Origin of the sequence: Helicobacter pylori, assembly GCF_030323545.1 — a bacterium.
Taxonomy (GTDB): domain Bacteria; phylum Campylobacterota; class Campylobacteria; order Campylobacterales; family Helicobacteraceae; genus Helicobacter; species Helicobacter pylori_CO.
In genome coordinates, this window is the sequence record NZ_CP122954.1 from 335,879 (window position 1) to 349,191 (window position 13,313).

The following is a 13,313-nucleotide window of genomic DNA, read 5'->3' on the forward strand; positions in this document are numbered from 1 at the left end:
AATTTTTAGAATAAGGAAAAATAGTGCCTACTATCAATCAGTTGATTAGAAAAGAAAGGAAAAAGGTGGTTAAAAAAACGAAATCACCTGCATTAGTGGAATGCCCTCAAAGAAGAGGGGTTTGTACTAGGGTTTATACGACTACCCCTAAAAAGCCTAACTCGGCTTTGAGAAAGGTCGCTAAGGTCCGTTTGACCAGTAAATTTGAAGTGATCAGTTATATCCCTGGTGAAGGGCATAACTTGCAAGAACACTCCATTGTGTTAGTGCGTGGGGGTAGGGTTAAGGATTTACCCGGTGTGAAATACCACATCGTTCGTGGCGCTTTAGACACTGCAGGGGTCAATAAAAGAACGGTTTCACGCTCTAAATATGGGACTAAAAAAGCTAAAGCAACCGACAAGAAAGCAACAGACAACAAGAAAAAATAAGAGGAAAACAAAAACATGAGAAGAAGAAAAGCACCCGTTAGGGAGGTTTTGGGCGATCCTGTTTATGGGAACAAAGTGGTTACCAAGTTTATCAACAAGATGATGTTCGATGGCAAGAAAAGCGTGGCGGAAAAAATCATCTACAAAGCTTTTAATAAGATTGAAGAAAAAAGTGGTGAAAAAGGGATTGAAGTGTTTGAAAAAGCCCTAGAAAGAGTGCGTCCTTTAGTGGAAGTGCGCAGCAGAAGAGTGGGTGGGGCTACCTATCAAGTGCCGGTAGAAGTGAGAGCGAGCCGCCAACAGTCGCTATCTATCCGTTGGATTTTAGAAGCGACCAGAAAACGCAATGAAAGAATGATGGTGGATAGATTGGCTAACGAACTTATGGATGCGGCTAGCGATAAGGGTGCGGCTTTTAAGAAAAAAGAAGATGTGCATAAAATGGCAGAAGCGAATAAAGCGTTCGCGCACTACCGCTGGTAATTGGAGTTAGAATGGCTAGAAGAACCCCATTAAATAGGATCAGGAATATCGGTATCGCCGCTCACATTGATGCCGGGAAAACCACCACTTCTGAAAGGATTTTATTCTATACAGGCGTGAGCCATAAGATTGGCGAAGTGCATGACGGCGCGGCGACAATGGATTGGATGGAGCAAGAAAAAGAAAGAGGGATCACTATCACTTCTGCAGCAACGACTTGCTTTTGGAAGGATCACCAAATCAATTTGATTGACACTCCAGGGCATGTGGATTTCACTATTGAAGTGGAGCGATCCATGCGCGTGCTAGATGGCGCGGTTTCGGTGTTTTGCTCGGTGGGGGGTGTGCAGCCTCAAAGCGAGACCGTGTGGCGTCAAGCGAATAAATACGGTGTGCCTAGGATTGTTTTTGTCAATAAAATGGATAGGATTGGGGCGAATTTCTATAATGTGGAAAACCAGATTAAGCAACGCTTGAAAGCCAATCCTGTGCCTATTAATATCCCTATTGGGGCTGAAGACACTTTCATTGGCGTGATTGATTTGGTCCAAATGAAAGCGATTGTTTGGAACAATGAAACCATGGGGGCCAAATACGATGTGGAAGAAATCCCTAGCGATTTGTTAGAAAAGGCTAAACAATACCGAGAAAAGCTTGTAGAAGCTGTAGCTGAGCAAGATGAAGCGTTGATGGAAAAGTATTTAGGCGGTGAAGAATTGAGTGTTGAAGAAATCAAAAAAGGCATTAAAGCGGGTTGTTTGAACATGAGTCTTGTCCCCATGCTTTGTGGTTCTTCTTTTAAAAATAAAGGCGTGCAGACTTTATTAGACGCGGTCATTGATTACCTGCCAGCACCTACGGAGGTTGTGGATATTAAGGGGATTGATCCAAAAACTGAAGAAGAAGTTTTTGTGAAATCCAGCGATGATGGCGAGTTTGCCGGTTTGGCGTTTAAAATCATGACGGATCCTTTTGTGGGTCAACTCACTTTTGTGCGCGTGTATCGCGGCAAGCTAGAGTCCGGTAGCTATGTGTATAACTCCACCAAAGACAAAAAAGAGCGCGTGGGAAGACTCCTTAAAATGCATTCTAATAAGAGAGAAGACATTAAAGAAGTTTATGCGGGTGAGATTTGCGCGTTTGTGGGCTTAAAGGACACGCTAACTGGGGACACGCTTTGCGATGAAAAGAACGCCGTTGTTTTAGAAAGGATGGAATTTCCTGAGCCAGTCATTCACATCGCTGTAGAGCCTAAAACGAAAGCAGACCAAGAAAAAATGGGCGTGGCGTTAGGCAAGCTTGCTGAAGAAGATCCAAGCTTTAGGGTGATGACTCAAGAAGAAACCGGGCAAACCCTTATTGGTGGCATGGGTGAATTGCACCTAGAAATCATCGTGGACAGATTGAAGAGAGAATTTAAGGTGGAAGCTGAAATCGGTCAGCCACAAGTCGCCTTTAGAGAGACTATCCGCTCAAGCGTGAATAAAGAGCATAAATACGCTAAGCAAAGCGGTGGTCGTGGGCAATACGGGCATGTGTTTATCAAGCTTGAGCCTAAAGAGCCTGGCAGTGGGTATGAATTTGTGAATGAAATTTCTGGGGGCGTGATCCCTAAAGAATATATCCCTGCGGTGGATAAGGGTATCCAAGAAGCGATGCAAAATGGCGTTTTGGCGGGCTATCCGGTGGTGGATTTTAAAGTTACCCTTTATGATGGGAGCTACCATGATGTGGATTCTTCAGAAATGGCGTTTAAAATTGCTGGATCTATGGCGTTTAAAGAAGCGAGTCGCGCGGCTAACCCGGTTTTACTAGAGCCTATGATGAAAGTGGAAGTGGAAGTCCCTGAAGAATACATGGGCGATGTGATTGGCGATTTGAACAGAAGAAGAGGGCAAATCAATTCTATGGACGACCGATTAGGCTTGAAAATCGTGAACGCTTTTGTGCCGTTGGTGGAAATGTTTGGTTATTCTACGGATTTACGATCAGCCACTCAAGGGCGTGGGACTTACTCTATGGAGTTTGATCATTATGGCGAAGTGCCTAGCAATATCGCTAAGGAAATTGTAGAAAAGCGTAAAGGCTGATTTTATCGTAACGCTCTCTTGTGAGAGGGTGTTATAGGTGCTATTTAAACTTTTTTCTTTTGGATTTAAAAAGACTCTTTGAGTGTTTTTATCCCTTTTTTAATCTCTTTTAATTACTTTTTGCTATAAAATTATTTTGTTAGCTCTATTCTTGTCAAACAGGAGTAACTAATATTTTTTAATTTTTTAAAAAATGGGGTTTTGGTTGCTTCGTTTAATCGTTTTAGATTTTATTTCATGGTGGAATTCGTTTTCTTAAGTGGTTAGGGGGTGTTTTGTAGCAATGCTCTTTAAAAATCCCCTAATTCATAGACCGCCTTACAAGAAATCCCGCTTGACTAATGCTCTTTTGTATTCAAATCTTAAAAAACGCTTTTGAGCGTTTTTATTTTTTAAGAAAAATGGCTGATTGCTATCAAGCGTTTTTTTATAACAAAACGCAATTTGCAAATTTCTTTAGTGAAAATTCTATTGGTTTCTATTCGTTTACTTTTGAGAAATATAATTCTCTCGCTTTTAAGATCATCATAAAGGAGTTTTCGTATGAAAAAGCAAATCTTGACAGGTGTTTTGTTATCAGTTTTGGCAGTGAGTTCTGCATACGCTCACAAAGATAAAAAAGACGCTAAAAAACCTGAGTTAAGCTCTCAATTAGTGGCTCACAAAGATAAAAAAGACGCTAAAAAACCTAAAAACTCAGTGGCCTAATGGCTTTGACTCCAAAAAGCGTTTTAAAAACGCTTTTTTGGATGCTATTCTATAATTTTTCTTACCATTTTTTTAAAACCCTTGATAGGATTTATGGCTATTCTCACGCTTTCAAAAGTAAAAATCTTTTATATACTAGAATTTCATCAATACGGCTGTGTTTTTTAAAAAGCGCATAAAGGGCGTTAAGGTTTTTCTAAAAGAGTGTGGGCGGCTTCTAGGACTTCAAGGGGCGTGATGGATTTCATGCACAGATGGTTTTTTTCATTCTTTAAAGGGCAAACTCGTTTCTTGCAAGGCGAACAGCTTAAATGGTGGTTTAATACGATCGTTTTTTGAGCTTTATAGGGGCGAGTTTCTTTTTCATCAGTGGGGCCAAAAAGAGCGATTAAGGGGGTTTGTGCGCTAGCAGCCACATGCATAGGACCGCTATCGTTAGTGATGAATAAATCTAAAATAGCGATGCACTCTATCAATTCTTCAATGCTTGTTTTCCCGCACAGATTGTAAGCGTTATTGAATAATAAAGGGTTTTTTAATAAGCCTTTGATGAGTTTTAAAATTTCTTCAGAAACGATAGCGTCTTCTTTAGCCCCAAAAAAATAAATTTCATGCCCTTCTTCTAACAAAGCAGCAGAAACTTCAGCGTAATAAGAAGCTGGCCATCTTTTAGCACTCCCATAGCTTGCGCTAGGGTTAAAGCCGATTTTTTTAGGGGTGTTTGGGGTGTGAGTGGGGAGGTTAAAGGCCAGTTTTAAGGGTAAAACGCTTTTTTTATCCAATTCTTTTTTCAAAAATTGCGAAAATAAAAAGCAATACTTTTCCACTTGATGATACTCTTTGGGGGCAGAAATTATCGCATGGCTGAGAAACAAAGAACGAAAAAATTGAGCAAAACCGATGCGAATAGGCGTTTTTGTCGCATAGAGCAAAAAAGCGGAATAAAAATGGTTGTTTAAAGTGATCGCTATATCGCAACGCCCTATTTTTTGAGCGAGTTTGTGAGTGGCTAGCAGCCTGAAAAAGGATTTTTTGGTGTCATCTATAAAAACGGCTTCTATTTTTTCATCTTTTTTGAAAAGTTCGCAAGTCATTTGTGGGCCCACTAAGATAAAATGCGCGTTAGGGTAGTGGTGTTTAAGGGTGTAAAAAAGCGAGCTTGCCATCACCCCATCGCCTAACCAATTAGGCAAACGCAATAAAATACGCATGCGTTTGGGCGCATTTACGCTCATCAATAGCCCTTTTTTAAAGATTTTAAGATAAAATTTTAGCATACAAATACAAGGAAATGGAATGATTACCCCTAAAGTGTTGAGCGGGTTTAAAGACCGCTTGCCTAAAGATGCGATACAAAAAGCCCAGTTGCTTTCTAAAGTTTCAGTCGTGTTTCAAAGTTTTGGTTTTGTGCCGATTGAAACCCCTCATTTGGAATACGCTCAAACATTATTGCCTGATGCGAGCAGTGATATTCAAAAAGAAATTTATCGTTTTAAAGACCATGGGGATAGGGATGTGGCTTTAAGGTTTGATTTGACCGTGCCATTAGCCCGCTTTGTTTCTTTGCACCACCAAACGCTAGGCATGCCCTTTAAACGCTACGCTATAGGCAATGTCTTTAGAGGCGAAAGGGCGCAAAAAGGGCGTTACAGGGAATTTACGCAATGCGATTTTGATTTTATAGGGAGCGAAAGCTTGGTGTGCGATGCTGAAATCGTTCAAGTGATTATCGCTTCTTTAAAAGCTTTGGATTTAGAAGATTTTTGCATCTCTATCAATCATAGAAAAATTTTGAACGGGATATGCGAATATTTTGGCGTTTCTCAAGTGAATGAAGCGTTGCGCATTGTGGATAAATTGGAAAAAATTGGCCTGAATGGGGTTGAAGAAGAATTAAAAAAAGAGTGTGATTTGGATTTAAACACCATTAAAGAGCTTTTAGAAATGGTTCAAATCAAACAAAATGATTTAAGCCATGCGGAATTTTTTGAAAAAATTGCTTATTTGAAAGACTATAATGAAAATCTAAAAAAGGGCATACAAGATTTAGAAAGGCTATACCAGTTGCTAGGGGATTTGCAAATTTCTCAAAACCTGTATAAAATTGATTTTTCTATCGCTAGGGGATTAGGGTATTACACAGGGATTGTGTATGAAACCACGCTTAATGATATGAAGTCTTTAGGGAGCGTGTGTTCAGGGGGCCGTTACGATCATTTGACTAAAAATTTTTCTAAAGAAAATTTACAAGGAGTGGGGGCTTCTATTGGGATTGATAGATTGATTGTAGCTTTGAGTGAAATGCAATTATTAGACGAGCGTTCCACCCAAGCTAAAGTCTTAATCGCTTGCATGCATGAAGAGTATTTTTCTTATGCAAACCGCTTAGCGGAGTCTTTAAGGCAAAGCGGGATTTTTAGCGAAGTCTATCCAGAAGCTCAAAAAATCAAAAAACCCTTTTCTTATGCTAACCATAAGGGGCATGAGTTTGTGGTTATTATTGGCGAAGAAGAATTTAAAAGCGAAACCTTAAGCTTGAAAAACATGCATTCAGGCATGCAGTTGAATTGCTTGAGTTTTTTAAAAGCCCTTGAAATCATTGGAGAAAACGATGAAGACTTATAATGTCGCTATTGTCGGGGCTAGTGGGGCGGTAGGCCAAGAGCTGATTAAGGGTTTAGAAAATTCTTTTTTCCCGATTAAAAAATTTGTCCCGCTCGCTAGCGTTAGGAGTGCCGGTAAAAAGATCAAAGTTTTCAATAAAGACTATGAGATCTTAGAAACCACGCATGAAGTTTTTGAAAAAGAAAAAATAGACATCGCCTTTTTTAGCGCTGGGGGGAGCGTGAGCGAAGAATTTGCCACAAGCGCTGCAAAAACGGCCTTAGTGGTTGATAACACGAGCTTTTTTAGATTGGATAAAAAAGTGCCTTTAGTCGTGCCTGAAATCAACGCTAAAGAAATTTTTAACGCTCCTTTAAATATCATCGCTAACCCTAATTGCTCTACCATTCAAATGACGCAAATCTTAAACCCCTTACACCTTCATTTTAAGATAAAAAGCGTTATTGTTAGCACCTATCAAGCTGTGAGTGGGGCAGGGAATAAGGGCATAGAGAGTTTAAAAAATGAGCTAAAAATCGCATTAGAACATTTGGAAAAAGACCCCACTATTGATTTAAACCAAGTTTTGCAAGCTGGGGCTTTCGCTTATCCGATCGCTTTCAATGCGATCGCTCATATTGATACTTTTAAGGAGAATGGCTACACGAAAGAAGAGCTGAAAATGGTGCATGAAACCCATAAAATCATGGGCGTGGATTTCCCTATCAGCGCAACTTGCGTGCGCGTGCCGGTATTGAGGAGCCATAGCGAGAGTTTGAGTATCGCTTTTGAAAAAGAATTCGATCTCAAAGAAATCTATGAAGTCTTAAAAAACGCCCCTAGCGTGGTTGTTTGCGATAATCCTAGCCGCAATCTCTACCCCACGCCCTTAAAAGCGAGCCACACGGATACCACCTTTATAGGGCGCTTGAGGAAGGATTTGTTTGATAAGAAAACTTTGCATGGCTTTTGCGTGGCGGATCAATTAAGAGTGGGGGCAGCCACTAACGCGCTCAAAATCGCCATGTATTACATTAAGAACGCTTGAGTTTATTCAAAGATAACAAAGATGAATGCGCATGCACTTGAATTAAGGATAAGGATCAATCTAACCCAATCTCTAAAAAAGAGCTTTAAGTTACTAGGCTTGCGATGTTAAACAAGGGTGTAATTGAATTTCTCAAGGCTTGATTGAGAGAAATGCTAATATTTGGTAGGTCAAAAGGAATGAAAGGCTTACACTCAAGCAGAGAGCGAATGTTTAGCTAGCGAGTTATTGCCTATTATTCCCTTTAAAAGGGTGTGAATTTGGGTATCAAGGAAAACTTGTATCAAGTTTTATTGAAATGGATTAGAAAAATCTGATTGGATTGACCCTTACAATTTTTTAAACCCATTGTTTAATAACGATTGGATATGACTATATACACTACAATAATAAGATTTTGATGAGTGGGATTGTTTTTTAAAAAAAAGGTTGGTAATGGAATCAGTAAAAATAGGAAAAACAAATAAAGTTAGCAAGAACACAGAGATGGCTAACACAAAGACAAGTAAAGAGACTCATTTTAAACAAGTGAGCACCATTACAAATACACTCCGATCAATTGGTGGGATTTTTACAAAAATTGTAAAGAAAGTCAGAGAGCTTTTCAAAAAACACCCCAAGAAAAGCAATGTGGCGTTAGTAGTATTAACCCATGTTGCATGCAAGAGAGCAAAAGAATTAGACGATAAAGTCCAAGATAAATCCAAACAAACTGAAAAAGAAAATCAAATCAATTGGTGGAAATATTCAGGATTAACCATAGCGACAAGTTTATTGTTAGCCGCTTGTAATGCTGGTGATATTGATAAACAAATAGAACTAGAACAAGAAAGACAGAAAACAAACAAGAGTGGGATAGAGTTAGAACAAGAAAGGCAAAAGACAAATAAGAGTGAGATAGAGTTAGAACAAGAAAGACAGAAAACAAACAAGAGTGGGATAGAACTCGCTAATAGTCAAATAAAAGCAGAACAAGAAAGACAGAAAACAGAACAAGAAAAACAAAAAGCAAATAAGAGTGAGATAGAGTTAGAACAGCAAAAACAAAAGACCATTAATACACAAAGAGATTTAATTAAAGAACAGAAAGATTTCATTAAAGAAACAGAACAAAATTGCCAAGAAAAACATGGTCAATTATTTATTAAAAGAGCAAGAATTAAGACCGGTATTACTACCGGTATTGCTATAGAAATAGAAGCTGAATGCAAAACCCCTAAACCTGCAAAAACCAATCAAACCCCTATTCAGCCAAAACACCTTCCAAACTCTAAACAACCCCACTCTCAAAGAGGATCAAAAACGCAAGAGCTTGTAGCTTATTTGCAAAAAGAATTAGAATCTCTGCCCTATTCGCAAAAAGCTATCGCTAAACAAGTGGATTTTTACAGACCAAGTTCTATCGCTTATTTAGAACTAGACCCTAGAGATTTTAAGGTTACAGAAGAATGGCAAAACGAAAACCTGAAAATACGCTCTAAAGCTCAAGCTAAAATGCTTGAAATGAGGAATGTAAAACCAGACCCACAAGCCCACCTTTCAACCTCTCAAAACCTTTTGTTCGTTCAAAAAATATTTGCTGATATTAATAAAGAAATAGAAGCAGTGGCTAATACTGAAAAGAAAGCAGAAAAAGCGGGTTATGGTTATAGTAAAAGGATGTAGGCATAAGAAAATAAGAACACTATAAAATCGTTTTAGCTTATTTATAGTATTTTAAAAACTCTATGTTACCCAATTAGAACAGAGCCTTTTTTAAACTCCTTAGTAGGAATTCCAATCGTCTTTAGCGTTTGAGCGTTTCACAAAATACAAGCGGTTGCAATTTTTAGGGGTGTTTTATAAAGAATGGTTTTTATCTCCCTCTTTTAAAAGAGAGAGTTTTAATTTTAGCGGATCTTTAGCGGGTCTCAGCTGAGCTTTTAATAATCACGGTGTTGTAGTCAGGCTGGACGGGGCGTTGGTTGGGCGAATTTTTCATGCGTTTTTTGATTTCAGCCAATTGCTTGGCAGAGACTTCCAAAGGCTCTTCTATGACAAACCATGCCACCCCTTCTGTGCAAGGAGGAGCGGTGAGAGAGCCGTTAAAATGGTAGTAATTGATGCTTTTAGGCAAGAAAGCGTCTAAAGCCACTTCTTTAAAATTTTGTTTCTTTTGAATGCCTTCTAAAATAGGATCAAGATTGGGGTTTTCTTTCCCTTCTTCAAAACCAATCGCTAAAACTAGCAAACGCCCTTTAGCGTCTTTATGCACGAAATGCGCGCTCAAAGGTCTGGTTTTATTATTGATTAAAAACTCCATAGGGGCGTGGAAATGCACATTATCCAACACATAGTCATGCCCTCTATAATTGATGTGGTTAGTCGGCTCAAACGAAGCCTTTAAAGTGTGGTGGGTGAAAAAGACCGCTTTAGGTTTAGAAGCGGCGTATTTGAATTGCAAATCGGCTTTATCTTGCGTGTGGTAATAATGCTTAATGTTGATGGGCGATTGGCTTTTACCGCTTTTGCACACTTCAAAATCTTTGTGCAATTTGTCCCAGTGGTGCGGGCCATTTTCTTTATTTTTATAATCCCATTTGGTATTTTCAGCGCCTATAAGGGAAGTTGCTAACGCTAAAGCGATCAAAAAAGTTTTTTTCATTTTAATTATCCTTTATTCTAAAATTCTAAAATATTAAAAAGTAATGGGTTAATTCTAGCGCTTAATCAATAATGACCGCAGTTACAAAAAATAGATTGGTTAAAAGTTGGAAATGATTTTAAATTCTGTTTTATGTAGTAACAACTCCCTTAAATTAATGCGCCTATGGAGCGGAAATATTTGTTTTAACCAAAACAAACCTACAATGGGCGTTCTATATCATCAGAGCTTAAAGGGGTGTTGGCTTTTAAGAATTTTGATGCCTTTTGGCCTAAAATTTCTTTATAAAATTTAGGGTGTAAGCCAAGGTTGGGGCGTAAGGCTTTGATATTATCGCTAGTCAATGCTTCGCCTTTTTGAATGTCCTTAATGACAAATAAAGAGCGCATAAAGAATCTCCGCTCCTCTAAAGTCTTTGGATTGGTTTTAGGCTCTTCTTCGCCCAAGGCTAAAACGCTTTGTTGGATCGCTTCAACCATGCTTTTAAATCCGTTAAAATCCATGCTAAAAGCGCTGTCTGGGGTTTGTAAGGATTTGTTTAAAATGAAATGCTTTTCTATCATGCTCGCTCCTAAAGTGGTGGCTAGAATGGGGCAAAGAGAGCCAATCGTGTGATCGCTCAAGCCAAATTTAACGCCAAACGTTTCGCCTAATTTAACCATGCTCAATAAGTTAGCGTCTTCTATTTTACTGGGATAAGCGCTCACGCATTTTAAAAGGGTGATGTCAAAATTATCCACTCCTTTGCACAACGAGATAGCCTCTTGCAATTCAACGCTTGTAGCGATACCGCTAGAAAGGATAATGGGCTTTTGTGTGCGAGCGGCCTTTTCAATCAAATCTAAATCAACGATTTCAAAACTAGCGATTTTATACATGGGGCAATCTAAGCTCTCTAAAAGCTCTAAAGCTTTTGAGCTAAAAGGCGAACTAAAAATGCCTAAATCAAGCTTTTTAGCCAACTCAAACAATTCCGCATGCCATTCTAGTGGGGTAGAAGCCTTTTGATACAATTCATACAAATTTTCTTTATCCCATAAAGTGCCTTGAATGATGAAGGGATCTTCTTTAGAGTTTAAAGTCATGCAGCTTGGCGTGTAGGTTTGGAGTTTGACAAAATCCGCGCCGCTTTCCTTAATGGCATGAAGGCTTTCTTTAGCGAGGTTTAAATCCTGGTTATGGTTAGCGCTCAATTCAGCGACAATTTTAGGGCGTTGTAACATTTTATTTTTCCTTAATCAAAACTTCTTTTTCTAAGCGATAGACTTGAGAGCAAGTGAAAGCCAAATGCTCATCATGCGTGGCTAAAACTAACGCTCCTTCTTTTTCTGTAATGTAATTTTGCAGCATGCTGATGACTTGATTAGCGCTAGTGGTGTCTAAATTCCCGGTGGGTTCATCAGCGATAATGATTTTAGGTTTTTTAGAAAGCACTCTGGCGATGCTTAAGCGTTGTTGCTGGCCGCCGCTCAATTCACCCACGCCTTGTTTTAGGGTGTGGGCTATGCCTAATTGTTCTAAAAGGGAATGATTTATTTCTTGCTTGGCTAGGATTGAAGCGACTTGCAAGTTTTCTAAAGCGCTAAAACCCTTAAAAAGGTAATGCGATTGGAAGATTATGCCCACTTTTAAGCGCCGTAATTCCAAAAGCTTTTTGGAATTTAAGGCATAAATATCTTGGTGTTCTAACAAACTGATCGTCCCACTATTGGGTTTTAGCATGGTGGCTAAATGGCTTAAAAGCGTGCTTTTACCGCTCCCGCTCACGCCTAAAATCGCCAGGCTTTCTTTGGGCTTGATGTGCAAATTCACGCCCTTATAAAGGGGCTTTTCAAAAGCATGAGAAATATTAATCGCTTTAATCATTATCGTTTCCTAAAAAGAATATCGCCTAATAAACTAGGGCTTAGAATGTAAGAAGTTGAAAAATTCGCGCTGTGCAAGATGATTTTATCATAACGCCTTGCGTAGTATTTTAAAAGCGTTCTTTGTAAGGTGGGTTCAATGCTTGGGCTAAACCATGCGTTATTGCTCATCACGATAAAAATTTTTGAAGGGCTGTTTGAATAAGCGGTTTTGGAAGTGCCTTCATAACAAATCAGGGGGCGAAAAGTAAAATCGTCTAATGTGAAATCGCTGAAATTGGAAGCGTTGCGGTATAAATAAGCGCTCTCGCCAAAAAAGAGTTTTTCAAGGGGTTTTTGAAGGAACTTGGGTAAAGGCATGGTCTCGCCAAAGGGGGCTAAGATCACTTTATCAGCGATCTGAACGCTTTCTTTAGAAAATAAAAACGAGCTGTTATAAAGGCTATAGCCTTGAGTGCGCAATGTCCCTATTAAAATAGCAATATTATCGCTTAAATCTTCTAGCTTAGCTTTAAAGGGGGAGTTTTCTAAAAGGATGGGGTAGGCGGTCTCTGGAAAAACAATCAAGGTTTTTTGCTTGCTTTGAGCGAGCTTGATTTCTTTAAGAATGTTGTTTTCAATATTATTAAGGTAATTTGAATCAAATTTCACATCTTGGGGCGTTTTTGTAGAGACTAATTCAATATTTCCAACCTTTTTTAAATCGCTTGTTTTAAAACCATTAAAATCCAATGCGCCAAGCAGCAATAAAACCGCTATGATCCTGTATTTTTTAAATGGTTTAGTGCTCAAAAAAATGCAAGCCAAAAAAACAAGCCCTAGCGATAATTTATCCACCCTAAACACGCTATAAGAAAAAAAGCTATCCGGGACTAACCAATCAAATCCAAAAGGGTGGATAAAACCAGAGCCTAAAAAACTCAAAAGCCTAAAATAGGGGTTTTCAAAATAGAGCAACAAATAAAATAAAACCCCATAAACTAACGCTATTAAGATAATGATTAAGGGTAATAAATAAGTGAAATCCGAGTAGCGAAAGCTTAAAGCGCACCAATAAAACAATAACGCCCCCACAAAAAACCCCAAAGCAAAAGTGCTGTTTCTAGGGGTTTTTAAAAACGCTAGCATGCTTAAAGGGGCTAATAGGCTTGTGAGTATGACAGGAATATAGGGGTTTTCAATTGCATAAGCGTCTAAAACAGCGTTCACATACACGCTTGAAACAAACATGCACGCTAATAAAAAAGCGTTTTGATTGAATAAAATAAGACGCATGGCTAAAATTTTGAAACCTTGAGATTGTTTTAGTGTATTATAGCTATATTTTAATTTAAGAATTTTAGATTGATTTTTTTAAGGGTAGTTTTTTTTAAGTTGTGTTATTATTTTCAAATTTCAAGTGAGCGTGGATTGATAGCGTTAAAAAATCATGAGCGTTTT

12 protein-coding genes are annotated in these 13,313 nt (G+C 38.6%); 7 read left to right on the forward strand and 5 right to left on the reverse strand.

Annotated elements, in window-relative coordinates; translation table 11 throughout:
- Window positions 1-23: 23 nt before the first annotated feature.
- From rpsL to QAP06_RS01710, 4 genes are all read left to right on the forward strand, one after another.
- Window positions 24-431 carry a 30S ribosomal protein S12 gene (gene rpsL / locus QAP06_RS01695; RefSeq protein ID WP_001142321.1) on the forward strand — a complete coding sequence of 136 codons (408 nt, stop codon included), beginning with the start codon at window positions 24-26 and terminating at the stop codon, window positions 429-431.
- Window positions 432-446: 15 nt separating this feature from the next.
- Window positions 447-914 (forward strand): 30S ribosomal protein S7, encoded by a 468-nt coding sequence (gene rpsG, locus QAP06_RS01700; protein WP_001254357.1) that lies wholly within the window; start codon window positions 447-449, stop codon window positions 912-914.
- Window positions 915-925: 11 nt separating this feature from the next.
- Window positions 926-3,004 (forward strand): elongation factor G, encoded by a 2,079-nt coding sequence (gene fusA, locus QAP06_RS01705; protein WP_286466069.1) that lies wholly within the window; start codon window positions 926-928, stop codon window positions 3,002-3,004.
- Window positions 3,005-3,547: 543 nt separating this feature from the next.
- Window positions 3,548-3,712 carry a hypothetical protein gene (locus tag QAP06_RS01710; protein ID WP_000744175.1) on the forward strand — a complete coding sequence of 55 codons (165 nt, stop codon included), beginning with the start codon at window positions 3,548-3,550 and terminating at the stop codon, window positions 3,710-3,712.
- A gap of 185 nt (window positions 3,713-3,897) precedes the next feature.
- Here the strand turns inward: QAP06_RS01710 and waaF are convergent, their stop codons facing one another.
- Entirely contained in the window at window positions 3,898-4,947 is a 1,050-nt protein-coding gene (gene waaF, locus QAP06_RS01715) for a lipopolysaccharide heptosyltransferase II (protein ID WP_286466072.1), read from the reverse strand.
- Window positions 4,948-5,008: 61 nt separating this feature from the next.
- On the opposite strand from waaF, the gene hisS reads away from it, so the two are divergent.
- The 3 genes from hisS (at window position 5,009) to QAP06_RS01730 (ending at window position 9,029) form a co-directional block, all read left to right on the forward strand.
- Window positions 5,009-6,337, forward strand: a complete 1,329-nt coding sequence (hisS, locus tag QAP06_RS01720) for a histidine--tRNA ligase (RefSeq protein ID WP_286466074.1) — start codon at window positions 5,009-5,011, stop codon at window positions 6,335-6,337.
- Complete coding sequence (gene asd / locus QAP06_RS01725) at window positions 6,324-7,364, forward strand: aspartate-semialdehyde dehydrogenase (protein WP_286466075.1); 1,041 nt, start codon at window positions 6,324-6,326, stop codon at window positions 7,362-7,364. The genes hisS and asd overlap by 14 nt, the downstream gene beginning before the upstream one ends.
- A gap of 435 nt (window positions 7,365-7,799) precedes the next feature.
- Complete coding sequence (locus QAP06_RS01730; RefSeq protein WP_286466078.1) at window positions 7,800-9,029, forward strand: DUF874 family protein; 1,230 nt, start codon at window positions 7,800-7,802, stop codon at window positions 9,027-9,029.
- Between the two features lie 235 nt (window positions 9,030-9,264).
- Here QAP06_RS01730 and QAP06_RS01735 read toward each other — a convergent pair whose 3' ends face one another.
- The 4 genes from QAP06_RS01735 to QAP06_RS01750 form a co-directional block, all read right to left on the reverse strand.
- Window positions 9,265-10,008, reverse strand: coding sequence for a carbonic anhydrase (locus QAP06_RS01735; RefSeq protein ID WP_286466079.1), 744 nt, complete (start codon window positions 10,006-10,008; stop codon window positions 9,265-9,267).
- A gap of 200 nt (window positions 10,009-10,208) precedes the next feature.
- Window positions 10,209-11,231, reverse strand: coding sequence for a pseudaminic acid synthase (pseI, locus tag QAP06_RS01740; protein ID WP_286466080.1), 1,023 nt, complete (start codon window positions 11,229-11,231; stop codon window positions 10,209-10,211).
- A 1-nt stretch (window position 11,232) separates the two neighbouring features.
- On the reverse strand, window positions 11,233-11,874 hold the full coding sequence (locus QAP06_RS01745; protein WP_286466082.1) for an ABC transporter ATP-binding protein: 642 nt from the start codon (window positions 11,872-11,874) through the stop codon (window positions 11,233-11,235).
- The gene (locus QAP06_RS01750; RefSeq protein ID WP_286466083.1) at window positions 11,874-13,148 is read right to left on the reverse strand and encodes an apolipoprotein N-acyltransferase; all 1,275 of its coding nucleotides are present in this window, start codon (window positions 13,146-13,148) and stop codon (window positions 11,874-11,876) included. The genes QAP06_RS01745 and QAP06_RS01750 overlap by 1 nt, the downstream gene beginning before the upstream one ends.
- Window positions 13,149-13,313: the final 165 nt, after the last annotated feature.

Bases quoted from the DNA above. Each gene is read 5' to 3' on its own strand.
- waaF (WP_286466072.1), bottom strand. From the start codon at position 4,947: ATGAGCGTAAATGCGCCCAAACGCATGCGTATTTTATTGCGTTTGCCT.
- pseI (WP_286466080.1), bottom strand. From the start codon at position 11,231: ATGTTACAACGCCCTAAAATTGTCGCTGAATTGAGCGCTAACCATAAC.
- QAP06_RS01730 (WP_286466078.1), top strand. From the start codon at position 7,800: ATGGAATCAGTAAAAATAGGAAAAACAAATAAAGTTAGCAAGAACACA.
- asd (WP_286466075.1), top strand. From the start codon at position 6,324: ATGAAGACTTATAATGTCGCTATTGTCGGGGCTAGTGGGGCGGTAGGC.
- QAP06_RS01750 (WP_286466083.1), bottom strand. From the start codon at position 13,148: ATGCGTCTTATTTTATTCAATCAAAACGCTTTTTTATTAGCGTGCATG.
- QAP06_RS01710 (WP_000744175.1), top strand. From the start codon at position 3,548: ATGAAAAAGCAAATCTTGACAGGTGTTTTGTTATCAGTTTTGGCAGTG.
- QAP06_RS01735 (WP_286466079.1), bottom strand. From the start codon at position 10,008: ATGAAAAAAACTTTTTTGATCGCTTTAGCGTTAGCAACTTCCCTTATA.
- QAP06_RS01745 (WP_286466082.1), bottom strand. From the start codon at position 11,874: ATGATTAAAGCGATTAATATTTCTCATGCTTTTGAAAAGCCCCTTTAT.
- rpsG (WP_001254357.1), top strand. From the start codon at position 447: ATGAGAAGAAGAAAAGCACCCGTTAGGGAGGTTTTGGGCGATCCTGTT.
- fusA (WP_286466069.1), top strand. From the start codon at position 926: ATGGCTAGAAGAACCCCATTAAATAGGATCAGGAATATCGGTATCGCC.
- hisS (WP_286466074.1), top strand. From the start codon at position 5,009: ATGATTACCCCTAAAGTGTTGAGCGGGTTTAAAGACCGCTTGCCTAAA.